At 46.9% G+C, this 22,775-nt stretch carries 32 protein-coding genes and 3 pseudogenes; 12 read left to right on the top strand and 23 right to left on the bottom strand.

What is annotated here, in order from left to right:
• Nucleotides 1-39 precede the first annotated feature (39 nt).
• The 4 genes from ACM1PF_RS09075 (at nucleotide 40) to ACM1PF_RS09060 (ending at nucleotide 3,085) form a co-directional block, all read left to right on the top strand.
• Nucleotides 40-861 carry an Rpn family recombination-promoting nuclease/putative transposase gene (locus ACM1PF_RS09075; protein WP_416674142.1) on the top strand — a complete coding sequence of 274 codons (822 nt, stop codon included), beginning with the start codon at nucleotides 40-42 and terminating at the stop codon, nucleotides 859-861.
• A gap of 247 nt (nucleotides 862-1,108) precedes the next feature.
• The gene (locus tag ACM1PF_RS09070; RefSeq protein ID WP_416674141.1) at nucleotides 1,109-1,564 is read left to right on the top strand and encodes a DNA phosphorothioation-associated protein 4; all 456 of its coding nucleotides are present in this window, start codon (nucleotides 1,109-1,111) and stop codon (nucleotides 1,562-1,564) included.
• A gap of 1 nt (nucleotide 1,565) precedes the next feature.
• The gene (locus ACM1PF_RS09065; RefSeq protein ID WP_416674139.1) at nucleotides 1,566-2,090 is read left to right on the top strand and encodes a hypothetical protein; all 525 of its coding nucleotides are present in this window, start codon (nucleotides 1,566-1,568) and stop codon (nucleotides 2,088-2,090) included.
• Between the two features lie 26 nt (nucleotides 2,091-2,116).
• Nucleotides 2,117-3,085, top strand: a complete 969-nt coding sequence (locus ACM1PF_RS09060) for an HNH endonuclease (protein ID WP_416674137.1) — start codon at nucleotides 2,117-2,119, stop codon at nucleotides 3,083-3,085.
• On the opposite strand, the gene ACM1PF_RS09055 is transcribed toward ACM1PF_RS09060, so the two are convergent.
• Nucleotides 3,082-3,318 carry a helix-turn-helix domain-containing protein gene (locus tag ACM1PF_RS09055; protein ID WP_416674136.1) on the bottom strand — a complete coding sequence of 79 codons (237 nt, stop codon included), beginning with the start codon at nucleotides 3,316-3,318 and terminating at the stop codon, nucleotides 3,082-3,084. The genes ACM1PF_RS09060 and ACM1PF_RS09055 overlap by 4 nt on opposite strands.
• 147 nt (nucleotides 3,319-3,465) lie before the next feature.
• On the opposite strand from ACM1PF_RS09055, the gene ACM1PF_RS09050 reads away from it, so the two are divergent.
• Entirely contained in the window at nucleotides 3,466-3,714 is a 249-nt protein-coding gene (locus ACM1PF_RS09050) for a hypothetical protein (protein WP_416674135.1), read from the top strand.
• 428 nt (nucleotides 3,715-4,142) lie between these two features.
• On the opposite strand, the gene ACM1PF_RS09045 is transcribed toward ACM1PF_RS09050, so the two are convergent.
• Both ACM1PF_RS09045 and ACM1PF_RS09040 read right to left on the bottom strand, forming a co-directional pair.
• The gene (locus tag ACM1PF_RS09045) at nucleotides 4,143-4,355 is read right to left on the bottom strand and encodes a hypothetical protein (RefSeq protein WP_416674133.1); all 213 of its coding nucleotides are present in this window, start codon (nucleotides 4,353-4,355) and stop codon (nucleotides 4,143-4,145) included.
• 50 nt (nucleotides 4,356-4,405) lie between these two features.
• Nucleotides 4,406-5,317, bottom strand: coding sequence for an Rpn family recombination-promoting nuclease/putative transposase (locus ACM1PF_RS09040; protein WP_416674131.1), 912 nt, complete (start codon nucleotides 5,315-5,317; stop codon nucleotides 4,406-4,408).
• Nucleotides 5,318-5,329: 12 nt separating this feature from the next.
• On the opposite strand from ACM1PF_RS09040, the gene dndD reads away from it, so the two are divergent.
• Both dndD and dndE read left to right on the top strand, forming a co-directional pair.
• Complete coding sequence (dndD, locus tag ACM1PF_RS09035; RefSeq protein WP_416674130.1) at nucleotides 5,330-7,309, top strand: DNA sulfur modification protein DndD; 1,980 nt, start codon at nucleotides 5,330-5,332, stop codon at nucleotides 7,307-7,309.
• Nucleotides 7,310-7,384: 75 nt separating this feature from the next.
• Nucleotides 7,385-7,783 (top strand): DNA sulfur modification protein DndE, encoded by a 399-nt coding sequence (dndE, locus tag ACM1PF_RS09030; protein ID WP_416674129.1) that lies wholly within the window; start codon nucleotides 7,385-7,387, stop codon nucleotides 7,781-7,783.
• Between the two features lie 9 nt (nucleotides 7,784-7,792).
• Here dndE and ACM1PF_RS09025 read toward each other — a convergent pair whose 3' ends face one another.
• The 7 genes from ACM1PF_RS09025 to ACM1PF_RS08995 all read right to left on the bottom strand — a co-directional run bounded on the left by ACM1PF_RS09025 (nucleotide 7,793) and on the right by ACM1PF_RS08995 (nucleotide 12,485).
• Complete coding sequence (locus ACM1PF_RS09025) at nucleotides 7,793-8,419, bottom strand: Uma2 family endonuclease (RefSeq protein WP_416674128.1); 627 nt, start codon at nucleotides 8,417-8,419, stop codon at nucleotides 7,793-7,795.
• Between the two features lie 39 nt (nucleotides 8,420-8,458).
• On the bottom strand, nucleotides 8,459-8,701 hold the full coding sequence (locus ACM1PF_RS09020) for an HTH domain-containing protein (RefSeq protein WP_416674126.1): 243 nt from the start codon (nucleotides 8,699-8,701) through the stop codon (nucleotides 8,459-8,461).
• A 5-nt stretch (nucleotides 8,702-8,706) separates the two neighbouring features.
• Entirely contained in the window at nucleotides 8,707-9,921 is a 1,215-nt protein-coding gene (locus ACM1PF_RS09015; RefSeq protein ID WP_416674124.1) for a phosphoadenosine phosphosulfate reductase domain-containing protein, read from the bottom strand.
• Between the two features lie 79 nt (nucleotides 9,922-10,000).
• The gene (locus ACM1PF_RS09010) at nucleotides 10,001-11,155 is read right to left on the bottom strand and encodes a cysteine desulfurase family protein (RefSeq protein ID WP_416674122.1); all 1,155 of its coding nucleotides are present in this window, start codon (nucleotides 11,153-11,155) and stop codon (nucleotides 10,001-10,003) included.
• A gap of 36 nt (nucleotides 11,156-11,191) precedes the next feature.
• On the bottom strand, nucleotides 11,192-11,788 hold the full coding sequence (locus ACM1PF_RS09005; RefSeq protein ID WP_416674120.1) for a Uma2 family endonuclease: 597 nt from the start codon (nucleotides 11,786-11,788) through the stop codon (nucleotides 11,192-11,194).
• Between the two features lie 80 nt (nucleotides 11,789-11,868).
• Nucleotides 11,869-12,048, bottom strand: a complete 180-nt coding sequence (locus ACM1PF_RS09000) for a hypothetical protein (protein WP_416674118.1) — start codon at nucleotides 12,046-12,048, stop codon at nucleotides 11,869-11,871.
• 83 nt (nucleotides 12,049-12,131) lie between these two features.
• The gene (locus tag ACM1PF_RS08995; RefSeq protein WP_416674117.1) at nucleotides 12,132-12,485 is read right to left on the bottom strand and encodes a hypothetical protein; all 354 of its coding nucleotides are present in this window, start codon (nucleotides 12,483-12,485) and stop codon (nucleotides 12,132-12,134) included.
• A gap of 172 nt (nucleotides 12,486-12,657) precedes the next feature.
• Here ACM1PF_RS08995 and ACM1PF_RS08990 point away from each other — a divergent pair, with 172 nt between their 5' ends.
• On the top strand, nucleotides 12,658-13,329 hold the full coding sequence (locus ACM1PF_RS08990) for a Uma2 family endonuclease (protein ID WP_416674116.1): 672 nt from the start codon (nucleotides 12,658-12,660) through the stop codon (nucleotides 13,327-13,329).
• Nucleotides 13,330-13,949: 620 nt separating this feature from the next.
• Here ACM1PF_RS08990 and ACM1PF_RS08985 read toward each other — a convergent pair.
• Nucleotides 13,950-14,177 carry a helix-turn-helix transcriptional regulator gene (locus tag ACM1PF_RS08985; protein WP_416674115.1) on the bottom strand — a complete coding sequence of 76 codons (228 nt, stop codon included), beginning with the start codon at nucleotides 14,175-14,177 and terminating at the stop codon, nucleotides 13,950-13,952.
• 157 nt (nucleotides 14,178-14,334) lie between these two features.
• Between ACM1PF_RS08985 and ACM1PF_RS08980 the strand changes: the two genes are divergently transcribed.
• Nucleotides 14,335-14,577, top strand: a complete 243-nt coding sequence (locus tag ACM1PF_RS08980; RefSeq protein ID WP_416674114.1) for a hypothetical protein — start codon at nucleotides 14,335-14,337, stop codon at nucleotides 14,575-14,577.
• Here ACM1PF_RS08980 and ACM1PF_RS08975 read toward each other — a convergent pair.
• From ACM1PF_RS08975 to ACM1PF_RS08945, 7 genes and pseudogenes are all read right to left on the bottom strand, one after another.
• A complete protein-coding gene (locus tag ACM1PF_RS08975) occupies nucleotides 14,552-14,686 on the bottom strand; it encodes a hypothetical protein (RefSeq protein WP_416674112.1) in 135 nt (44 codons plus the stop codon). The two genes, ACM1PF_RS08980 and ACM1PF_RS08975, sit on opposite strands and share 26 nt — an antisense overlap.
• Nucleotides 14,687-14,924: 238 nt before the next feature.
• On the bottom strand, nucleotides 14,925-15,332 hold the full coding sequence (locus ACM1PF_RS08970; protein ID WP_416674110.1) for a type II toxin-antitoxin system VapC family toxin: 408 nt from the start codon (nucleotides 15,330-15,332) through the stop codon (nucleotides 14,925-14,927).
• On the bottom strand, nucleotides 15,329-15,637 hold the full coding sequence (locus ACM1PF_RS08965) for a DUF2281 domain-containing protein (protein WP_416674109.1): 309 nt from the start codon (nucleotides 15,635-15,637) through the stop codon (nucleotides 15,329-15,331). The genes ACM1PF_RS08970 and ACM1PF_RS08965 overlap by 4 nt, the downstream gene beginning before the upstream one ends.
• A gap of 75 nt (nucleotides 15,638-15,712) precedes the next feature.
• Nucleotides 15,713-16,392, bottom strand: a pseudogene (locus ACM1PF_RS08960) (Uma2 family endonuclease).
• Between the two features lie 162 nt (nucleotides 16,393-16,554).
• Nucleotides 16,555-16,683, bottom strand: a complete 129-nt coding sequence (locus ACM1PF_RS08955; protein ID WP_416674108.1) for a hypothetical protein — start codon at nucleotides 16,681-16,683, stop codon at nucleotides 16,555-16,557.
• Nucleotides 16,670-16,879: a hypothetical protein gene (locus tag ACM1PF_RS08950; protein ID WP_416676954.1), complete on the bottom strand. Its 210-nt coding sequence runs from the start codon at nucleotides 16,877-16,879 to the stop codon at nucleotides 16,670-16,672. The genes ACM1PF_RS08955 and ACM1PF_RS08950 overlap by 14 nt, the downstream gene beginning before the upstream one ends.
• Nucleotides 16,843-17,214: pseudogene (locus tag ACM1PF_RS08945) on the bottom strand (DUF4007 family protein); the annotation flags it as partial. The gene ACM1PF_RS08950 and the pseudogene ACM1PF_RS08945, both read right to left, overlap by 37 nt.
• On the opposite strand from ACM1PF_RS08945, the gene ACM1PF_RS08940 reads away from it, so the two are divergent.
• The 3 genes and pseudogenes from ACM1PF_RS08940 to ACM1PF_RS08930 all read left to right on the top strand — a co-directional run.
• Nucleotides 17,146-17,457 (top strand): hypothetical protein, encoded by a 312-nt coding sequence (locus ACM1PF_RS08940; RefSeq protein ID WP_416676953.1) that lies wholly within the window; start codon nucleotides 17,146-17,148, stop codon nucleotides 17,455-17,457. The pseudogene ACM1PF_RS08945 and the gene ACM1PF_RS08940 sit on opposite strands and share 69 nt — an antisense overlap.
• 64 nt (nucleotides 17,458-17,521) lie before the next feature.
• Nucleotides 17,522-17,740 carry a hypothetical protein gene (locus ACM1PF_RS08935; protein ID WP_416674106.1) on the top strand — a complete coding sequence of 73 codons (219 nt, stop codon included), beginning with the start codon at nucleotides 17,522-17,524 and terminating at the stop codon, nucleotides 17,738-17,740.
• A 173-nt stretch (nucleotides 17,741-17,913) separates the two neighbouring features.
• Nucleotides 17,914-18,681 (top strand): annotated as a pseudogene (locus tag ACM1PF_RS08930) (DNA phosphorothioation-associated putative methyltransferase); the annotation flags it as partial.
• 38 nt (nucleotides 18,682-18,719) lie between these two features.
• Here the strand turns inward: ACM1PF_RS08930 and ACM1PF_RS08925 are convergent.
• From ACM1PF_RS08925 to ACM1PF_RS08905, 5 genes are all read right to left on the bottom strand, one after another.
• Nucleotides 18,720-21,395, bottom strand: a complete 2,676-nt coding sequence (locus tag ACM1PF_RS08925) for a P-loop ATPase, Sll1717 family (protein WP_416674104.1) — start codon at nucleotides 21,393-21,395, stop codon at nucleotides 18,720-18,722.
• Nucleotides 21,392-21,835 carry a hypothetical protein gene (locus tag ACM1PF_RS08920; protein WP_416674103.1) on the bottom strand — a complete coding sequence of 148 codons (444 nt, stop codon included), beginning with the start codon at nucleotides 21,833-21,835 and terminating at the stop codon, nucleotides 21,392-21,394. The genes ACM1PF_RS08925 and ACM1PF_RS08920 overlap by 4 nt, the downstream gene beginning before the upstream one ends.
• Before the next feature lie 66 nt (nucleotides 21,836-21,901).
• Nucleotides 21,902-22,147, bottom strand: coding sequence for a hypothetical protein (locus ACM1PF_RS08915; RefSeq protein WP_416674101.1), 246 nt, complete (start codon nucleotides 22,145-22,147; stop codon nucleotides 21,902-21,904).
• Entirely contained in the window at nucleotides 22,134-22,454 is a 321-nt protein-coding gene (locus ACM1PF_RS08910) for a type II toxin-antitoxin system RelE/ParE family toxin (protein WP_416674099.1), read from the bottom strand. Before ACM1PF_RS08910 ends, ACM1PF_RS08915 begins: the two co-directional genes overlap by 14 nt.
• Complete coding sequence (locus ACM1PF_RS08905; RefSeq protein ID WP_416674097.1) at nucleotides 22,451-22,705, bottom strand: ribbon-helix-helix domain-containing protein; 255 nt, start codon at nucleotides 22,703-22,705, stop codon at nucleotides 22,451-22,453. The genes ACM1PF_RS08910 and ACM1PF_RS08905 overlap by 4 nt, the downstream gene beginning before the upstream one ends.
• Nucleotides 22,706-22,775 lie beyond the last annotated feature (70 nt).

The raw sequence follows: 22,775 nt of genomic DNA, 5'->3' as shown, positions 1-22,775 counted from the left end.
CTGACGCACTTCTCGGATAAGAAACGGATAAGAAATTGTGTGAAAACTGATAGCATTTTCTATCGCCTGTTTCAAACTGCGCCGGGTATTTTGCTGGAACTGGCAGGGCGTTCAGCTACTCAAGCTGAGGCATATCGGTTCCGATCGGTTGAGATTAAGCAAACAGCATTTCGGATTGATGGCGTACTGCTGCCGATCGATACCTCATTGCTGCAACCTATCTATTTCTGCGAGATTCAGTTTCAGAAGGATATGCAGCTTTATCATCGCTTCTTTGCTGAGGTTTTCCTATATTTATCACAGCATCCCAAAACTGCTGATTGGCAAGGCATTGTGATTTACCCCGATCGCAGCCTGGAGCCTCCAAAATCAAAGCTGTTTCAGGAGTTGTTGGATAGCGCAAAGGTGCAGCGCATTTATCTCAATGAATTGGGTTCAATCTCTGAGTTGCCGTTGGGCATTAGCATCATGCAACTGATTATTGAACCGGAAGCCACAGCCCCAGTTCGGGCCAGACAGTTGATTGCTCGGTCGCAGCAGGAGACAGTCGCAGGGGTTTCAAGTCCGGTTTTGATCGAGTTAATTGAAACTATCATTGTGTATAAGTTCATCCATCTAAGTCGAGAGGAGATTGAAGCGATGTTAGGACTTGACAATTTGAAACAGACCAGAGTGTACCAGGAAGCGTTACAGGAGGGGCAAAGGGAGGTGATTGAAAGCCTGTTGAGAGCCAGGTTTGGCGAACTGGATACCGCATTAGTGGCCATTGTTGAACCTTTGTTGCAATTGCCGCCTGCTGAATATATGCCCCTGTTGTTGCACCGATCGCGGGAGGAGTTAATTGCCCAGTTTACCCCCTAGAACCGATCGCGCCGATCTCCTGCTTCTCTTGAAAGAACCTTCGAGCTTGAATTGCTCGCCTCATCCCTGTAAATCGATCGCCCACCTGGGAATCCTAAAGGTATCCTACTCTACCCACTCTCTCATCTACTCATCTCCCCAAATGGCAGATATCCGTATTAAGGTTGCGAAAGATAAAGCAAAACTGGTCAAAGCCATAAGCGGTTTTAATGCTATAAGGAACTGAGTAGGCTCTACACAAGCAGATATGCCTTTAGCTAGGGTTCAGATATCGCAAGACAAAGCAGAGTTAGTCAAAGCTCTGAGGACAAAGGAAGATGGGACTGGCTTATTTCTGACGTATGCTGATGTCCTAACATTTGCTGCGGCTTTAGGTTTTCAACGCAAGAAGAGAATTCCTTTAGGAAGATTCTCTCGAAAAGATCCTGATGCAGTATTACAGGAACAGTTTCGGGATCGTTCAGTTATTGACTTTATTGCAATTGCTGAAACGAATGATCCAAAAATTCTTACTTCTGATCAGGATGCAGATCTCCAAAGAGTAGAAATATTTCAAGAATACGCAAATGGTGGACTTGAAATTTTGGGTCAAGAATTGTACGGTATCAAGAATCATTTAGAACGAACTCTATTGATTCTGTATTCACAGAGGCAGCGACAACAGGTTGATACAGAAGAGTTTGATCTAGATCAACTATTTTAATATGCCTCATGATGAACATAAAAAAACATTAAGAGACATTGAAACCTTAAGCTATTACGCCAAGAAGTTTCAGCGATTACGAGTCGATCGCGCACATGGTATTGCACCACATAAGCCAATATTACTCCTATCGGTAATTGAGTTAATTGGGAAAGGAGCTATCAAAGAAAACAAAATTTATCTATCTGATGAACTAATCAAGACATTTCTAAAATACTGGTCTTATTTAGGCTCAGAATCTCACAATCCAGATATTTCTAGACCGTTCTTTCATATGAGAAGCGGTAAGTTTTGGCATCTCTGGGCAAATCCAGGGTACGAAAAAATTATTGCATCAAAGATGAAGTTAAAAACCTTTGCAGAAGTTAAACGAGCTATAAAATATGCTCATTTAGATGAAGATTTATTTGAGTTTCTACAAGAACCTCTTACAAGAGCAAGTTTATTAGTTGTACTGGTATCAAGGTGGTTTCCTGGTAGGCATGAGCAGATTGAGCAAATCTATTTTCAGTCTAGCGAGTTCTGACGTAGCAATTCTTGCTTGAGATTAGTGTGCAGAAAGATCTAAATTACTACATCAATCGTTTTACCAACCTCAACGTGAATACTGTTGGTGGAAAAGCTCCCTATCAGCCACTGTTGCTGTTATCCGTTATTGAGCTTATAGAGCAAAGATTAATCCAGGAGAACAAAATTTATCTTTCTCTTGAGTTAATCTCTACATTCGCCAAATTTCGTAGTCAGTTAAGTACACCTTATTATCAAGCTGATTTAGCTCAACCCTTTTTCTTCCTTAGCCGCGCCAAAAACCCTTTCTGGTATCTGCAACCGAAACCAGGATTTGAAAATGTTTTAGAATCTGGAGTGAAATTAAACCGATTAAGTCTGTTAAGAAAAAACATAGATTATGCAGAACTAGATGACGAGCTTTTTGATTTGCTAAAATCTCCCATCAATAGAGCAGCTTTAATTGTAGCTATTGCTTCTAAATGTTTCTCCGAAAAGATAGAACAAGTCCAAAGCTTATTTCAAATACACTCCTTTCAAGATATACGTTATAGCTTACGAGAAAGTGGGGCAACGTACTCTACTAATGAAATGAGTGAAAAAGAAGTTAAAGAGTTTGAGGATATCGTTAGAGATGCAACTTTCAGACGAAACGTTGTCTCTTTATACGGTCAAAGGTGTGCGTTCTGTAAGTTACGAATCATCAGTAGAGATAGCGGTGATATTGTTGATGGCGCACATATTAAACCATTTTCTAGATTCAAGGATGACAGTTACACAAACGGATTAGCCCTCTGCAAAAATCATCATTGGGCATTTGATCATGGGTGGTTTAGCATTGATGACGATTACAGAATCATTATTCCTGCCGATCGCTTTATTGAAGAACCACCAGAGGAATCAAAGCGAATGCAGGAATTCAATAGAGAACAAATACACTTACCTGATCAAAGTGATTTCCATCCTCGAAGTGAAGCCCTTGCATGGCATCGTGATCATTGGCACATTGCCTAAGTTTCTGCATCTGGATCACCCATATATAGCTTCCTAAATTCTGCGGCAGCATCTGGGTTAATTTCACCCAAAGCCTTAATGATGGCAATTACTGTCTCTGAGGTTGGATCTCTCACTTCATTTGCCCATCGATAGACGTTCGACCGCCCCACACCTAGCTGATCAGCCAACTTAATTTGGCTGATGTTGTACTGCTCCAACACAACTTTAAGAACTCGTCCTGCTTTTCCCATGACATCGATCGTGTCAGAGGATGATCACTACGTAAAGGCGTGAGTCCTTATGGACTACAAAATAGTGTATAGTTAGAAAAACTCACAGCCAAAAGGACTCTGCTTTTCCCTGCTTGTAGTCCAATAAGGCAACAAAATAGGAGATTTATGAGCTTTGTAGAAAATGGAGGGTTTATCCCTCCTGCTGATCCGCCTGCCGATTTTTCTGCTAATCATTCATTTAATGAGGAACCTGTAAAAATAACGCTGACAGCTTCCCGTGAAGCCGTCGATCGCATGATTTTGTTACTGCACAGCCGTAATATCATCGCGGGCAGCGAATGGAGCCGTCCGATCGCCATCAAAAACTCAACAGAGGTGGTTAGTGTAGCCAGTCGAATGATTCAAATTAATTAGCGGTTTTCTCAAAGAAAAAGCTTGTTCAGGGACAGACTGACAATGCTCTGTCCCTCAATTATCCAGATAATGCTTTACTTCTCAACGATCTGAAAAAATGCTTTGCCGAAATTCGCGTTCAGCGTACCTGGAACCGCAAAGGCAAAGACAAACTTCAGGTCTTTCTGGACGGCTGGGACGATCGCACCCTTACCGAAACCTGGGATGAACGGGTCGAAAGCTGGCTCCCCCTCGGACTTTCCAATCTATTTCTCTTTGATGGTGAACAAATCAAAGAACTGGCAGAACAAGATACCCCACCCCCCAGCGTCACCATCGCCATTCGTTCCGTCCTCGGACTCGAACTTCCCGATCGCCTCGACCATCACCTTGAAATTCTAATTAGCAAGCACCAACGAGATCTCGCTAAAGATGAAGACCGGCAAGTGTTAGAGTCGATCGCCCAACGGCTGAACCAGCAGAAAGCTGACCTGGAAACCGAGGAAAACCGGCAGGAAACCCTCGAACAGGAATTGGCAGCCACAGACCAAAAGCTCCAGGAAGCCCAGATCCAATTTGAAGCAGAAGGGGGAAGTCTTGCCGAATCTGCACCAGAACTCGATCGCCAGCTTCAGAAACTCCAAACCGAAGCCGAACACCATCGTCAAAATCTCCGCAACCTCGCAGGGGATCTACTCCCTCTGACACTCATTCAACCCCTACCATGCCGCTCCATCCATGCCACCAAATCCGTCTCAGTCGAAAAATCTAATAAATCTTCAGCCAAAGTTTCCAATTCCTCCAACGGCAACGGTTTCAGCCGATCGCGCCATACCCCAGCCTCAGCCCCCACCCGTCGAGACAACAGCCGCAATACCAGGGCGATCGCCTCTTCCTTCGAACCTTGCTGAAGCCCCTGCTGAAGCCCCTGCTGAAGCCCCTGTTCCATTCCTTTCTCCAAGCCTTCTTTTAAGATCTCCTGATACCACGGTGATTCGCGGAGTACAGCCATGTCCCACCTCATGATTTGTCGAACAACTGGAGCGTCTAAGACGAATGTAGCAAAAAATGCTAACAGCGGTTCTAGTTCATTCAATCGTTCGTCTGCTCGTAACTCCCGTAGTGCTTGCCGAATACAGGACTCTTCACGGCCGCCCCGCAGGATAGGAACAAAGGGGAGCAACGAGGGCAAGGGTTGTTCAAACACCAGATCCACATCGATTTCCCAAAGGTTAATCACTCGGTAATCTTGCCGCGCCGTTAATCCTAAAACCTCAGACTGATATTGGGACGCAATCATCGTCGTTGAGGCAGGAGGCAAAATGTTAACTAGTACAGGATAGACCGGGCAATCATAACGCTCCTCTGCCAGAGCTGCATACGCCCTCATCCGTCGAGGCATCCGATCGGTGTAGCGGAGTTGCAATTCACTCAGCACCAAAAATGTCTTTAACGTTGGACTATACGCTTTGACCAGAACATCGCTCTCGCGGCTTACCCACTGGAAATCAGAACTGAGAATGTCTTGGGCAATCACATCATCCTGCTGTGTCACCCACCGGATCCAGCTATCTGGAGCCAGACTCACTAACCGCTTACTGCCAATGTCCGCTGCTTTTGCCAAAGGTGCAAACCTGTGATCTTCCAAGAGCTAATCCTACAAAACTTTGGTTCCTATTGCGATCGCCACACCATCAACCTCCAGCCCAGCAGCGAGGGAACCCGCCCCATTATCCTGATCGGGGGTTTCAACGGTGGCGGCAAAACAACCCTGATGGATGCAATTCGCCTTGCCCTCTACGGACAACGGGCCCAGATCGATCGCCGCAAGAAAAAACAATCCTACAGCGAATTTCTCAGCCAGTGTGTCTGTAGCCAGGCCCCAGCCGATGCCATCGCAAGCATTGAACTCACCTTTCAACACGTCATCCGGATCAGCAATATTGACAAACTTGCTGAAATCCGCGTCCAGCGCACATGGAACCGCAAAGGCAAAGACAAACTTCAAGTGTTCCTTGACGGATGGGATGATCCGACCCTGACTGAAACTTGGGATGAACGAGTCGAAACCTGGCTGCCCCTCGGACTTTCCAACCTATTCCTTTTTGATGGAGAACAGATCAAAGAACTGGCGGAGCAGGATACGCCACCCCCCAGCGTTACCACTGCCATTCGTTCCGTCCTCGGACTCGAACTTCCCGATCGCCTCGACCATCACCTTGAAATTCTAATTAGCAAGCACCAACGAGATCTCGCTAAAGATGAAGACCGGCAAGTGTTAGAGTCGATCGCCCAACGGCTGAACCAGCAGAAAGCTGACCTGGAAACCGAGGAAAACCGGCAGGAAACCCTCGAACAGGAATTGGCAGCCACAGACCAAAAGCTCCAGGAAGCCCAGATCCAATTTGAAGCAGAAGGGGGAAGTCTTGCCGAATCTGCACCAGAACTCGATCGCCAGCTTCAGAAACTCCAAACCGAAGCCGAACACCATCGTCAAAATCTCCGCAACCTCGCAGGGGATCTACTCCCTCTGACACTCATTCAACCCCTACTACAATCCGCCCAGCAGCAAGGACAAATCGAACTGCGCCGCCACCAAGCCCAGGCTGCCTGGGATTTGATTGCAGAACGCGATCAACGCCTCCTTGACCTGATCCAAACCCTCAAACTCAACCGGACTCAAACCAGAGAAATTCAAGCCTTCCTGCAGCAAGAAACCCAGGCTTTAGCTGAAGCCACCTCCACTCAATCCTGGCTGAACGCTGATCCTGAATCCCTCGACTACCTCACCCAGGTGATTAACCATCAACTCCCCACCCAAATCCACCTCACCCATACCCACCTCACCCACCTCACTCATCTCACTACCACCATCGAAGCACTCACCCTCAAACTCCAGGCTGCTCCCTCCCCTGAAGATTACGATCGCCTCCGTTCCTATCGAGATCAGGCACAGCTTCGCTACGATGAATGCCTTTTCAAAGTTCAACTGAGCAAACGCCAGTGTCTCAACCTTCGGCACGACATTGAAACCACAAAAGCTGAACTCAAACGATACAGTGACCAGCACATTGACCAGCAGGATACAGATGATTTTCTCAGAGCTGCAACCCTTGCCCAGCAAACTCTGCAAGCTTTCCGAACCCATCTCACCCTGCAGAAGCTGAACGACCTCGAATCCAACATCACAAACTGTTTTCGCTGCCTGCTCCATAAATCCAGTTTGGTTCACCGGATCATGGTCGATCAGCAAACCTTTAGCCTGACCCTCTACAACACCACAGGACAGCCCATCCCAAAACAGCGTCTCTCTGCCGGAGAAAAACAGCTTCTAGCGATCGCCTTCCTTTGGGCCCTGGCAAACGTCAGCCAGCGTCAACTACCCATTGCCATTGATACTCCCCTCAGCCGCCTCGACTCCAGCCATCGCCGCAACCTGATCGATCAATACTTCCCCAGTGCCAGCCATCAAATGATTTTGCTTTCAACAGACACCGAAATTGGCCGCGAAGAGGTAGAGGAGTTAAGAGGTAAGGGAGTAATCACCCGCGAATACCTGTTACAGCACGATCCAGTCCATCAAAGAACAACAGTGGAATCAAAGTATTTTTGGTAGGTGCTGATCGAGTCCTCGTACACAACGACGCACCTACCCACTCACCCACTCACCCACTCACCCACTCACCCACTCATGGAATCCCCCCTCGATCGCATCAAACTCTCCCAAACCGCCAAAGATCAACTGATCAAACTCAAGCGCGTCACCAAAATTGACCAGTGGAATATTCTTTGTCGTTGGGCATTCTGCCGATCGATCGCAGAACCGACTCCCCCCTCCCCCGTTCCCATTCCAGCCGATAGCAACGTTGAAATGACCTGGCAAGTTTTCGGCGGTGAGATGGCAGATCTCCTCCTCATCGCCCTGAAACAACGCTGCTACAACGACGGTTTACCTATCGACAGGGAAACCCTTGCTGCTCAATTTCGGTTACATCTTCACCGGGGTATTGGCTATTTGGCAGGCGATCCAAACATGAAAAAGATTGAGGAGCTAGTAGCAATTGGCTTAGACTCAAACCAGCCCAATTAATAGTACTGGTCAGAACTTTTGCATTTGTCCACGCAGCTTTTCCCGGAACTCCAAAATTGCATCGAGAGGAGAAGGATGTTCCACGTACTCAGCCAATAAATTTAAATCCAGGTTAGGAAGTAATCTACTGGTTGGGATTGGTTCATACCTCTCACCTTGCAAATCATGAACTTCAAAGCAATGATTTTGCCAAAACCAGACTTCTTGCACCCCAAGCCGCTGGTAAACTGCTAATTTATCCACTCCACCACTGGTCAATACAACTTCAATCGCCAGGTCAGGAATTTCCTTTTCAGTCCCGATGCAATAACACACATCAGGCTCAGTTCCACCTCGCTTTTCTCCTTTCCGAAACGTAGTTGAACCCAGTCCCCAAAAGCGTGTTCTAGTTTCTTCAAAAAATACACTTAGCAATCTACCAATATTATCCTTACTGACTTCATGCCTGCGGCTGGGAGCCATAATCTCTAATAGTCCTTCCAAATAGGTGACTCGATACCAGGAACCATCTTCTAGCTGTTCTAAAAGTTCCTCATATTGATACCAACTAACACCACTGACAAGGTATCGCTCCTCCGGATCATCAAGTTGTAAAGCAGGTAGACGAACAATGTCTTCTAATAATTCACGACTCATACTAGCTGCTCCTGTACCGAGTTAAGAAAGAAACTACTTCTATTTCAATTGATAGGTTCCATTAGGCAGTTTCTTGAAATAAGTTGGAGAAATAATATCTTTACGAGTCACCCCATCACATCGTCGTTCGATCGCGCCTCGGACAATTCCTTTTGGATCTTTAGCACTAAATTCATATAGCTTCTGATTCAGAATGACCTGGGTAATATCAGCAGCGGACATTGGTTGTTGGCTCGCTTGCAGCACCTCAATAACAGCTTGTGCGATCGTCCGTTTTTCCATAATTTTTATCCTTTACTCACCCACTGACCACCAAATAAAATTGGCTGCATACTTCCATCAGGAAAAATTTCAGGCAACAGGACATCGCCTGTAGGTTCCGTACCATCCCACTTTTCAGGGTAAGTCTTTGCAGCAATGAGCGCTTCAATCCGGGCTAATTCTTCATCATTGATCAGGTCAACGACCGGACGCTTTTGAGCCGCAGCCGTTTGATTGACCTCATTCTGAATTGCCAAAACTTCTGCCAACATCCAGCGACGAGTCTCCAAAGTTAGAGGTCCCAGTCGTCCCTGTTTTACGGTCAACCGTCCGTCCTTATTGCGCTCCTCATGCTTCCGATGGCGATACTGTGGTTTTTTGACTTCCCAATACAAAGGTCTGAGCCGTTGCAACGGAGCAAGATACGCCCACTCTGCTTGAGCAATCAGGCGATCGAGGGCCGCATCCTTTTGTACCAGCGGACAGCCCATACAACCCGTCCTGGCATTAAGCGGTTCCTCCCCATCCGACACATCCTGCCCATACACCCTGGCAATTTCAAACGTCAGAAATCCCAATTCCAAATCAGCCCGCAGCAACCAATCCCACACATGACATACCCGCCAGTGGACGATCGGAGCTAGCGTATCTGCCACCGCCACCGCAGACGAATGCTGGAACCAGCCCTGACCACATTCCCCCCCATCCTTCGTACAGCTCACTGCAATCCGCTGATCCCTGGCAGCACTCTCGCCAATCCGCACCCCTGTCAGCATCAAAAACTTCTCGCCCCGCTCCTGCCGCAGACGCTCCAGCTCCCGTTCCATACTCATCACCTTCAGCTTCGGCGTACACCAGCGGAACGTATTGGAAGGCGGTGGCACCCCTCGACCCAGGATGTAAACAAAATAGCGGTAGTCCAAGTCCGGCAACACCACACGGGTTTCAACCCCACGCTGATGCAGCTCCGCTAAAATCCCCATCGCCGCTGCGTGCAGAGGGGGCAACTCCTGGCGGGTATCGGCATAGAGAACCGTCAAGCTTTTCGGTTTGGGAATTTGTCCTGTCTCGATCAGGTGGGCAATCAAAGTCACCGTTGCAGCAGAATCCTTCCCTCCAGAGAAGGCGATCGCCCAGTGCTGGTAAAAAGAGCCGTAGTGACGCAAGGACTCGGCCGACAATTCAATACTTTTCGGCAACGTCAACCGATCGTCTTCAAACAAACTTAGGGTTTTTACCACAGCGACTCCACTAGCGATAGCGTCGTTTGCTTACTTTAGCAGCTCCTTCGCCCTTTGGATGCGTCCTGAATACTTTACCTTAGATTGTCAGGCTCATGGCGTGACGAGTTTTCGCCCAGGCATCAATGATCAGTTCAGCAGCCTGTTCCACCTCCTGAACTGTTGTGAATTTACCAAGCCCAATCCGGATGGCCCCATCCACGACCTCTTCTGGTAGTCCAAGGGATTGAAGGACATGGGAGGGAGTCTCAACCCCAGAGGCGCAAGCTGAACCGGTTGATATGGCTAGTTGATGGCGCACTCTGGCAGTAATGGCACTGTTGGGAACACCCGGAATTGATAGATGAAGATTCCCGGCTAATCGATCGGTTATGTCTCCGTTCACGATCAGCTCAGGGATATTCTCGGCTAATCGTGCCTGGAGTTGGTCTCGTTTGATGGCGATCGCCTGTTCATCTGCTTCCATTTCTAGCGATCGCAACCGACAAGCTTCTCCCAGCCCCACAATCCCTGGAACATTGAGAGTGCCCGATCGGATTCCTTGCTGGTGTCCGCCACCAAGTATCAGTGGTTCTAAAGCATAGCCTTTGCGAAGAACTAGTGCCCCAACTCCTTTAGGGCCGTAGAGCTTGTGGGCTGAAATTGCCAGGTAAGTGATGCCCCATTCCTCAAACTGGAGGGGAATTTTTCCAACTGCTTGAGAGCCGTCACAGAGGAAAGGAATATTGTAGTTTTGGGCAATCTGCCCGATCTTTTCAACAGGGTAAATATTGCCAATCTCGTTGTTAGCTGCCATAACGCAGAGGAGGGACAGCCCCTCAGCACAGACTTTCTCTAGCTGCTCTAGATCCAGTCGGCCTTTGGAATCTACCTGGAGATAAACCAATTCAGCCCAATCTCGGTTCTTCAGGGCATGGCAGGTATCGAGAACGGCTTTATGTTCGATCGGGGGTAAAGCGATGCGATGGGGTTGGGCTGGGTTAGGAGTCAGGCTACCCTGAACGGCCAGATTAATGCTCTCGGTGGCACCCGATGTCCAGAGGATTTCTTTGGCTGAGGCTCCCACTAAATCAGCAACTTGTCTGGCGGCTTGGTTGACAGCTGCCTCGGCCCGATCGCCCCATTCGTGATCGATGCTGCTGGCGTTACCGAATTCCTCGGTCATGTAGTGGTAGACGCGATCGGCAACGCGAGGATCGACAGGGGTGGTGGCGTGGTAGTCGAGGTAGATCATGCCATTTTGGATTTGGGATCTGGGATTTGGGATGGCTCAATCCGTTGGGGGTGGATCAGGGGTAGGTTCGAGGGTGACATCTTCGTAGAGGTCGAGCAGGTTTCCGGTAAATTGTAGACTGGTGAGTTGAAAGCGGTCTACGTTGGGGGTGTAAACCTGCAAGACCCATAACCCTGCTTCGTTGCGGCGATAGCATTCGACCCTTTGGTGGCGAGTGTTAACCAGAACATATTCTTGCAGGCTGTCGAGGGTTTGATAGTCAATAAATTTATCGCCGCGATCGAAGGCTTCGGTGGAGTCGGAAAGCACTTCGACGAGCAGACAGGGAAAGCTTTTGTAGGTGGGGGTTTCCCGATCGCGGGGGTCGCAGGTGATGAGGAGGTCAGGGTAGTAGAAGCAATTACAGGCTTCCAGGCGAGCTTTCATATCGGAGATGTAGACTCGACATCCTGTGCCGCGAACATGGGCACGGAGTAAGGCTGCCAGGTTTAGAGCGATCGTGACGTGGGCATCGCTGGCTCCGGCCATGGCATAAACTTCGCCGTTGACGTATTCATGTTTGATGGGGCTGTGGGCTTCCATCTGAAGGTAGTCGTCGGGGGAGAGGGGGAAGGAGAGGGGGGCGATGCTCATGGGGGATGGGGTGAGAAGGAGTGTGATGCTATTCTATCCGCATTAAACGGCTCAAAATACTCATGTATTCACCAGGGGTTTCAGTCGGTAATGGCTTGCTCCACTCGAAGGTTTCTGCATACATAACCTTTGATGTGAAGAATCGAGATGGTACGAGCGATCGTAGATTTGGAGCCATAGAGAACATGGCGAATCGGTTCACGCTGCGCTTGAGATGAGCGAGCAGGAGGGATGAAGTCAGGCAAAAATTCCTCAGCCATTGGTGAATTTAGATTTGAAGGGACTCTCGCACTATAAAAAACTTTCCACCCTACAAGCAAGCCGTTAACTCATCGAGAATGAGTCACTCTTCATCCTGACGATGGGGGGCAACCTGCCTGACTTTGGCTAAAATCTCTACGATCGAAGTATTGAGTGCATCCAGCCCAATATCGATCTCATTTAGCATATTGGCAACCCGCAGTAGTTCTAAGGCGGCTTCAGGTCGTCGCTCGAATTCTGCACCCCAGTTGCGATCGATTGTGTTGAACTTGTAAACGCCGAAGGTTGCTTTCTCTAATGCACGAATACATTCAGCCCGATACCCTCGCTCTCCTGGCTGAATATGAGTAACCCAACGACGACAATATTCATTCGGCTCCATCAACGGCAATCCATTGGCAACATCGATCGCCTTCTTTCTATATCGCGTTAGCATAACCCAGTTAAAATGAGTAATACGCGATGTTAGCAGAAAGACAATGCAGGAGCAATTGTATATCAAAGTGTCCTGGAAGCTAACGCATCACTAGATTGCGGATGGCATGATTGAGATTGACTCAATTGAAATTTCTGCTCACTTTAGAGATTCTTATCGCTATCTCATACCGATGTCACCTCCAACCGTACTCACCATTCCCCTTGATCGCCTTCAGCTTGCCCCTGGCAGCGTTGTCACTGTTCCAGACATTTCCTGGGAGCAATACGAGCAGCTTCTCACCCGCACTGGAGATACTCGCTCCTACCGCCTCACGTATGATCACGGAAACCTCGAAATTGTAATGCCTTCAGAAGCCCACGAGGTACTGATTCGGTTAATGGACTGGATTATCAGCACCCTTTGCGAAGAACTTGCCCTCAATCTCAAAACAATGGGTTCTACCACGCTCAAAGCTCAAGCTTTGGCAACCTCTCCCGAACCTGACAATGGCTACTACATTCAGCACGAACCACAGGTTAGAGATAGAGCCGTCGATTTGTCGCAAGATCCACCGCCCGATCTGGTCGTTGAAATCAACATTTTCAATATCGACAACAATAAAAAAGCAATCTATCAAACCCTCAGGGTTCCTGAATTTTGGATTTATAGCGGCAAAACTCAGCGGTTAAGCTTCTACGTTCTACAGAACAATCAATATCAGTTGGTCAACACCAGCCCAACCTTTGCGATCGTGCAGCCCACAACCCTGCAAACGTTTGTGGAAGCGTGCAAACAACAGGGAGAACTCGTTGCCAAGCGAGAATTTCGTGGCTGGGTGCAGCAACAAATACAGCCTGGATAATAAGTAGTGATTTGCTTTCGGGATGAATGATGATTGCCGTAGCATCTTGATTGAATTTGTATAAAGGTTTCCGAACGTCAAAATAATGCTCGGCTGCAAGTTTCACCTCACTATTAACTTGCTGATCTTTCAATCCTTTTAATTCCCGAAAAAAAGGACGAATCAATCGAAAGGGAACATACCTGGTAAGCCGATTATCAACATTTCCAGCCTGTATAGCTTCACGCAAAATATTTTTATCGCCTTCTGTAATCTTTAGAAGAGATTCATCAAAATGTAGTCCCAAAGAATCTAACTTTTCAGCGACCATATCCTGTAAGCCGAAAGACAGCCTAAATACTGAGTAGGGATACCAAGCATTGACCAACATCTCAACAGCTAAATCCTTTAACAAAATTGGTGCGTTTGCATTAAAAAATCGGCTACTTAAAATATCCAAAAGCGATAGAAAAAATAGGTACTTGTAAGAATTTGTAGTGTCATCCAGCAGCCTGGAAAAAGTTGCGATGTCTAGGCATACAGAAGTAGGTAAATCATGATAGTTTTTCGCCATAGAAATTTTCTCCAATAGCCATAAGCAACCTACTGTAAGAATTCCCTTCGCCAGGACACAGCTATCACTATGAGCTAAAGCTATCCGGCAATTCATCCAGGGTTACATTCAAAGCCTTACATAGAGCCTTCATCTGGGGAACCGTAAGATTTGCCGCACCAATGCCCCGTTCCCAGTTGCTGATCGTTTTGCTACTTACGCCAATCAACCGTGCTAGTCCCTCCTGAGATAAACCTACTCGTTCTCTCAGGGCTTTCAGGGTGGGTTGCTCTTCTGATTTAGGTTGATCAGACATTCGTGCAAAGTTTTTCGGACTGGTTGACAATTCAGAGAAAGTTCTAGAAAATTGTTCTAGTAACTTTTTTGAGCAATAGCTGATTTCGCGCCCCTTGAGGCACTACTTCTAGTGTCTCACTTGGCTTTGTCCTAATTCAAGTCATTCAACAAGTCTTATGAGCCAACTTCACGTCTGGGCAGTCGTTCGGCTGCTGCCCAATATGCAGCGTGTCGTCGTTAATCGGTTTCGACGACGAGGTGACGCAGAGAACTACTTACATATCCTTCGCAGGTACACGCCAGATGGGAATTTTATTATTGTGTTTGATCCGTCCGCAGAAAACCGCAACCTTGAGTCACAGGAATTTCAGTCTGCGAGCCAGGATTGTGTTTCTAAACCGCGATCGCCCCAAAGTTGAGCATCAAGCAAGCCTGTCGGGGGGGTAAGTGAACCACCCATTCCAGAAACTTAGAAAAATCAGGAATATCATCGTCATCATCAAGAATGCTCTCTAGCGATCGCATCAAAGGTTGATTCGGTGTAGCACTATCATTTTTATAGGCTTGATCTAAGAGATTGAGGGAATTATCCCAACACCGGATGATCTGGAATGAAGCCTCTGTATCTTTTTTCCTTCTCGTTTAGGTTCCTGCTAAATGAGGTTTTGCCGATCGCTGTTCAATAATTTCATGTTTCCCAAGGATGTCAAGCTGTTGTCGTAATCGTTCTTTAGAAATTCCTGGGGACAGTGAAAAACCAGCAACCTTACAGCAAAATGGTAAACCCTTCCTGACCAAAGTGCTTATCGTGGGTAAGAACCCGTTGAATTGCCTCCTGCCGCATCACCACCATTGAAACACAGTCCGTCAGGCTGTAGCCCTTATCTAACCGCGATCGATATAAGGTTAGCCCTGCTTCAAACAGCGAATGAGTCTGCCAAGTCACCTGGATATCAGGAGCTTCCAAAATATTTTGAACAGCGATCGCAACTTTCTGCCGCATTTCAGCCCCAAACGCACTGAAATAGTTCAGACATTCCACCAGCACCAGTTCAGATGTCAAAAGTTGAGCATCACCCAGCTGAGACGATAGCTCCCTTGCCTTTTGATGCCATTGATCGTGCCGATTAAACCGAGCAACCCAGTAGGAAGTATCAACAAACAGAATTCTCATAGCTCCCGCTTAGGCGTTCCATACAGATAGTGATCATGCTGGTAAGAACCATCCGTTGGCAACTTCTTCCACTCTTCATCGGGTACTTCTGCCATCAGTTCGTCAACTTCTTCCCAAATTGTTTTTTCCGCTGGTTGAGGCTGAGTTTTCTGATCCAGGAATTCCACAAAATCTAGCACTTGCTGTTGCCGCTCTGGAGAGAAGTGCTGAAGTTTTGCCAAAATTTGCTCGATCGCATTCGTTTCGGCTGGAGTAGTTTCAGCCGTTTCAGCCGGATGGGAAGATTGGGAGGGTTGGGCAACCATAGGACCTCACAAAAAATCAATGACTTACACTTTCGGAATTACACTTTCGTTCTGATGATAACAACCGCTGAAATCCTAAACCTCCGGCTCTACCCCCAACGCCCGCAACTGCTCCGCCATCCGCATCGCCCGTGCCTCCGCCTGAACCGCAGCCTCCTCCGCCTGAGCCGCAGCCTCCTCCGGCGTTAAGACCAACTCGCCATTCGCAGTAAAATAGCGCAGCACACCTGCCTGCACTCCCAAATACAGCCCCAGCACCTCACTCCAGCACCATCCTGTTGAATTTGGCTCGATCGGCTCATAGCGTTGATGGGTTAACCGAAATCCGGCAAACTCCAGAGTCTCTGGCGAAAACCAGAAATACTCCGGTGTCCGAAACCGATCTTGATAGAGGGTCTTCTTCAAATTTCTATCCGTTCGCGCCGTGGAATCCGACAACAACTCAATAATTAAATCGGGATACTGTCCGCCTTCTTCCCACACCACCCACGATCGGCGGGGACGTTTCTGCGTCTGCTTCACCAGAAACAAATCCGGCCCCGAAACTCCCGATTCTTTAACTGCTCCCGACTGAAATAGATCGTTAAATTCGCCCCAATAAAAAAATCCGTTCGATCGCGCCAGAGCCATTCCAAACAAGCCACCAACAGCGCCAACTGAGCATAGTGCAACGAGCTTTCCATTTCCGGTTCATTACTCTCCAATTGAGACGCATCGGGCATTAAATCCGCCAATTCCTGCGCTGTCAGTGCCATGATGGTGAGTCCTCCCTGGAGATTCCCTTATTGTATTCACAGAACGATCGGAGCCAGCCTTCAATCACCCACAACTCTTGTGGGGTGGGCATCTTGCCCGCCCAATCACTCACAACTCTTGTGGGGTGGGCATCTTGCCCGCCCAGTCAGCAAAGTTAGCCACTACAAATGACACGCCAAACACGGCAGCGTATCATCCTTATCATCCAACACGGACTCTAACACTGCTACCAGGGATTGCCGATCGCTTTTCTGGCTTTGTCGTGCCATCATTTTCTCATGTTCCGCCATAATGTCCGCCTGGCGATCGAGCAATTCCAGCTAAATGTCCAGCCCTGACCCGAAGATCTTCTCGTAGCTTTTCTTCATTACGAACACCAAACACATTATGCAGCAAGTATTGGCATTCGCTTAACAGCTTCTCGTAAGCGGTTTGAATTGCTTGCAGGGACAGGGAGGTTCGAGCAACTTCCAATGCAATAACCACAAGGAAGCTGGATCTTCTAAGTAAGAGTCCCAACCTGCCTCTCCCAAGAGTTGTTCACCAAACTCAGTCGGCCGATCGTCCTGTAGTAGCTTAAATGCTGACTCCCAATAGCGGATCGATCGCACCATGTTCTTTCCCACCCCCAGCCGCACTGGGGCATCGTCTCGAAGAAAGATCTCTGGATCGGCTGAGGCGCGTTCGTGCAACGTGCGCGAAGCGTAATCGAACCCCTTCTTCAGCCAGCCAAAACGAGGATGAAACGTTTCATGGCGAGCAAAGACACTGACTTGCTGAGTGCCAATTCTCCCCAAATTCAGGTTGATTTGCCCGACCATACGGTTACAACAGAACGAATGTACCTATTTTCTGCGATTCAGAGCGCACTGGAAAGCCCCAGCCATAGCGTGTACTTATTATGCTACTCCATATATAGCGGTAGCATCTTAATTGTCCTTTGCGGATGCTTTGTCGCCTGGATGACCTTAGTGCGATCGCCGTTCCCTGCCAGTGCCGCAGAAGGGATAAGCCACTGCCGGGAAACACCAGACGAAACCTGCTTTGAGTCAGACATAGGCTGATCCTCTAAAATAGTTGTCTATCCAAACCTCTACTCGTTCCGATCCTTCTACTCGCTGTTTTGCCATGCCCCCTGCAATTTCTGCTAGCGATCTCACCCTGCGCCAAGTGAAACAGCAGTTTAGCTTAGTGCAGGTCAATGGTACAACGATCGCTGAATGGCAGCCCCCCTTCCCTGATCCATCGGATTTAGAACGCCAGGTCTTAGACCGGGTGCAAACCAGCTATGAGCTTTACACGGTGCTAAGTATTTTGAAGCGAATGGGTGCAACTCTTCTACCATGATGTTGAGTTGCAGCAGTGATTGGGATGCGATCGCCTCTATCTGTCAACGCAGCAAGATAGGCAAACTTCTACCGGGTGCTTTGTACGTTCATGTATCAGCCCTACCGGCATTAGATCCAAACCTGCAAGACTACGAGCATGGGGCACGACAAATTGCCGATGCAGTTGAATCAACCCTAAACCCACAGGAGTGGGATGCGATTAGCGATCGTCGTCGTCAGGATTTGTTGGTCTATTTGGCGTTAAGCCATTTTGGTCGTCGTCCCAAGCTGCGAGATTTAACGCCTGTGGTTCAGCAAGATATCAAAGCTCTGTTTGGCGGTTATCAGCAAGCCTGTACGGCGGCAGATTTGATGCTGATGAGTTTGGGCAACCTGACGGTGGTTGAGGAACGGTGCAAAAACAGTACAATCGGGCAAAAGCGACCGAATTCACTCTGGGTGCATGTGTCGGCGATCGATTCCCTGGATCCCCTCCTGCGACTCTATGAAGGTTGCGCCTCTCGCACGATCGGTCGTCCCCAGGAAGCGAATGTAATCAAGTTCCACTTCCGCAAACCGAAGATCACCTATCTGGTCTGTCCTGATTTCGACACTAATCCTCATCCAGTTCTGCACACCAGTATGCAGATTGACCTGCGAGATCTCCACGTTCATTACCGGGATTATGACCCCGATCATCCGCCTCTCTTACACCAGAAGGATTTACTGGTGACATCGGACTATCCGCTCTATGAGAAGTTCGCTAAACTAACCCGTCAGGAGGAGCATTGGGGACTACTGGAGGATTTGGGCGCAATTTTCGATCGGCGGGGTTGGCAGAAGTGCCTGGAGGAGCATTGTGCGGAGTTGAAGGGGCATCGGGTGGTGTGGCGGAAGGATGCTGATCCTTATCAAAAGAAATTGGTGCGATCAAATATTCGGACGAGGCAGAGAGAATAGATTGAAATCTATAACAGCGCAAGAAATGTACACAGCAATTATCGCTGCCCTTTACGAACCATTCCAAGTCCATACAAATATAATTCGGCAATAGAGTAAATGCGAGGCGGAGGATCTTTGGGACGAGAGCGCTCTTTCAAAATTCCAGCCTCTACCATTTCTTTGATATGAAGAGATAACTCACCATCTTGTAAATTCCAGGTGTTAGACAGCCTATCCTCATCAATGGGGGAACTTGCACCTTGCAGCCTATTAAGAGGTTCTTCAAGTTCTGGATATTCATTACGTACCTCATCTACTCTCTGTTCTGACACAAGAGGAAATGCATCGATTAATGATTTTGGACGCAAAATAATTTCAGAGCTATATTCTGTAAGGAAGTTTTTCTCCTTATTTATTGCTTCCTCTAGTAGCAGAATTAAACTGCGTGGAAAACAGATTTCATTACTATCTGCAATTCGTGTACGAACCCAGTTATGGGTAAAGGCTTTCTTTCCTCGCCCCATACGCTCTCCCCACAATGGATAGAGACTTCTACGCAATTGTCCTAACTCAAATGTTTCAAGTCTACCTACTGTTACTCCAAATTCTTGTTCTAAGGCTCGACTCAAAGTGGAAGAACTTTGTAAAGCCTGACGTAAAACCAGTCTCCACAAATCAGCTTCATCCCAGCTTAGTTGTAGCGATCTTCCTACGTAATGCCCTTTATTTACAAAATTAAGTTGATTCCAAATGTCCTCGCGCAAAAATATCTTTGGTACAATTCGCTTTAAGTTAGATCCACTTTCTAACCACCAAGCTAAAAGAGCTTCTAATGCACGTCGTCTTCGTGCGTAACTATCTGATCCAAATCCAAATCCAGCGTCAAGCTCATCGTACAAAAGCCATACACTTCTATTGTTCTCATTTAACCAACGATCGATTTTGCTTAACTCATCGCTAGCTTGGGGAACTGCTTGCGGTGATCGAGTACGTTGTACTAACCATTCGACAATCGAAACTTGTGTCAAATGCTCTTCGGCAATTAATGCAGCTAAGCCATTGTTTAGTTCAGGAATAGAAGATAGCTCTGGGAAATTGTCAAATAGTTGCAAAACGGCATAGTTTAGCCAAAAATTAGCCCAGCTATTTTCACCAACTTGCTGCTCATAATTTGCAAGATTTTCACTACTCAAAATGGAGTTTCTTAATCTAGATTCACCATGTGCAGCAATAAACTGGCAGATGGTTAAATCAACATCAGCACTCGCTAATTCCTTGGCTCTATTTGACTGTTCTACAAACAGCCTAAATAAAATACTTTTACCTGTTCCTTTAGCACCTCGAACCAGCCATGTCCTATTGCTAAGAAACTTTGGAAAATCTTCTGTACGTTGAAAGATAGTCGGGATATTATCTGCCTGTAAATCTTGTGCCCTTGCTGCTTCAAAACGAAGCTCATTCAGAATAGTTTCACGATTTCCAGCGTTTGTTGTAGCAGGTATGACAGGTTTAATATCTGGAAGACTAGCATCAATAGCATCTACTATCGGCAAATAATCATTCAGAAGATTTACTGAAGCATTAATTAAGTTAGATAAAGCTGCAATGTTTGGGTTGTAGAAAATTTTATAGTAAAGCTCTCCCACGCTTACACCATCAGGTAAGCCCCAATGTTCTACTATCCAATCCTCAGCTTTAGTTATCCAGGAATCAAGCTGATCTTCGGCAAGGGTTGGCATTGGTGTAAGCAGGAAGCGAAGATCAGGTTTACCTTGATAATCAGATTGCTTACGAGCAGCTTGTATAACCCAACGCAAACCATCAAAGCTTTGGTCAGTTGGTGAAAAACAAATGACTCCCGTGTCTGCTAAGTCAAGTAACGCAATTGCACCTGTATCGTTAAATCCAGGGCGAGCATCTATCAGAATGACATCGGGATCTATTTGCTCTTTGATGTCTTTTATAAGTTGTTGAACTGGATTCGTTTCTCCTTTGTAGAAGGATTGCCAGGTTCTTCGGTCTAACTCAGCTAATCGATGAACATAGTTCTCATTGTATTCCCCAGCAGATACTAAGAAAAGCTCTCCACGACTGGGTAAATTAACTTGATGAATGCAATCTTCAATTGCGGGAATATTTTCATTTGGAGTTAGATAACGTTGATGAATATAATCTAGGACTCCATAGGGTTCTACTCCATTTCCATCTACGGCATTTGGTCGGAATAGTATTGAAATACCAGGTGCTTCAAGATCAAAATCAATGATAACTACACGACGGTTTCGATTTACCAGGAGAATGGCTACCATTCCTAGAGCCGTAGAGCGACCTACCCCTCCTTTAAAGGAGTAAAAGGTTACAATCTGTGGGCGATTTGGAATGTCTTTTTCAATAGAAGCTCGATGATTAGGGTCAGGAGCCATCAATATATCTGACCAAAGAGGTAGTTGGATACTCTCATCTGGTTGTTCAACTTCTTCTTGTGAAGTTAATAAGCTGTAGCTGGCAATAGGATATTGACCAAGGTTCAGCTTTACTGCTGCAAGTAAGCTATCAATTTTCTCTTCACGTTCGGCTAAGGTCCTTCCCTCAAAGCAATCAGTTACAACTTGAACTGTGAGCCAACCTAGAGAAGTTTCCCTTACAGATACCGTTACTTTAGGATCTTGAAGTTGTAATTCCTGAAGTAGATGGCTCTTGATTTGATCAAATGTTATCGATATATCTGTCACGAGGCTACTCCTTGCTTACTTAGAAGTAGCTGATGCCACGTTTTCACCGCTTCAATAAATTTTGTGCTGTCTAATTCCTCTCCTAATTTGTCAGAATATCGTAGTTCATCGCTGATCCAGACTGAAGCTATAGTATTCCATGTGTCTTTAAGTTTTCCAGTTCTGTCTAATTCGATAGTACGCTGCAAATCAGTCTTGCTTAGTAACATTGCTAAATTGTGCAAGCTTGCACCCTGTAGGCCCTTTTTGAAGGCTGAAGTTTCCTTAAAGTTGCTTTTATGCTCGTCATAGCAGATAAGAGACTTCAAGGAACATTCAATTGCATACCCGCCTATATAAACTGCACCCCACCAACGTTTACAACTGTGCAAAGCCATAGCATCTTCAAAACGACGGCGAGATGCTCCTAATTGACAACGTTTATCGTAGGTATCTGGCAATGCTCATCTCCTCAAGCTGAATTGAATAAAATTCTACCTAATTGCTTAGGGGAAAATACTAACACCTTAAACTTTGCTAAGCCATTGCCCAATGCCCTTCCTCGTAGGCACTCCTCCGTCTGTGAATGTCCAAATATTCTGCCTTTGCTGAGGAGCATAGCTGATATGGATAGGTTGATCGCAGCCATAGTAGTACAAGGAATCAAACAGTAACTGTTGTTCCAGAATCCACTCGATGAGGCGATCGCTCCCCAACCCCACAATCCGAAAATCACAGGCAGCACCGAGGCGACGTAGCTCATACTTCACCATCCAAAATGCTGTTGATGTTTTGAGTTGCGTACAGAATTCGCGCAATTTCGATTGCATCATCCCGTTCACAGTAAAAAATCAGGTATTTCCTGAAATCCTTCACCGCCCATTTCCGCAATCCCTGCAAGCGAGGATTTTCAACTGGGTAAAAGCTGCCTATTCCTGGCATTCTGGCAAGTTGAGCCACCGTCGATCGTGCTGAATCAAAAAATTGCAATGCGCCTTCAAAGTTGTTCTCATCAAGGTATGCAAAATGGTCGTCCAAATCCTGGCTTGCCTTCGGTCTGATAATGATTCGTTTGGTCATGCGTCCGACTGTTGAAATCGTTCAACCAGTTGGGTACGCTTTTGTTCCCACCAATCGTCCGTTGCTTCAACTGGCTCTCCACTCTCCAGACCTTCTAATAACAGAGATTTGATGTGCTCTTGTTGGGCAATGCGCTCCTGCTCCCGCACAATCAGATGATAGACATACTCATTGGCTGAATCAAAGCCTGCTGCGATCGCCTGTTCTTCAACAAACGTTTGCACTTGGTCTGGAAGAGAGATATTGAGCATGAACGAATACCTCAGAATGTCGCGTCACCTCTTTAGAATAGCTAAAAATTACAGTTCAAAAAGCCTGGGG

The organism is Egbenema bharatensis FJBBOT/2019, assembly GCF_048077055.1.
GTDB lineage: Bacteria > Cyanobacteriota > Cyanobacteriia > Elainellales > Elainellaceae > Egbenema > Egbenema bharatensis.
Note: the sequence above shows the minus strand (reverse complement) of the source record. Positions and strands in the feature narration are given on the sequence as shown.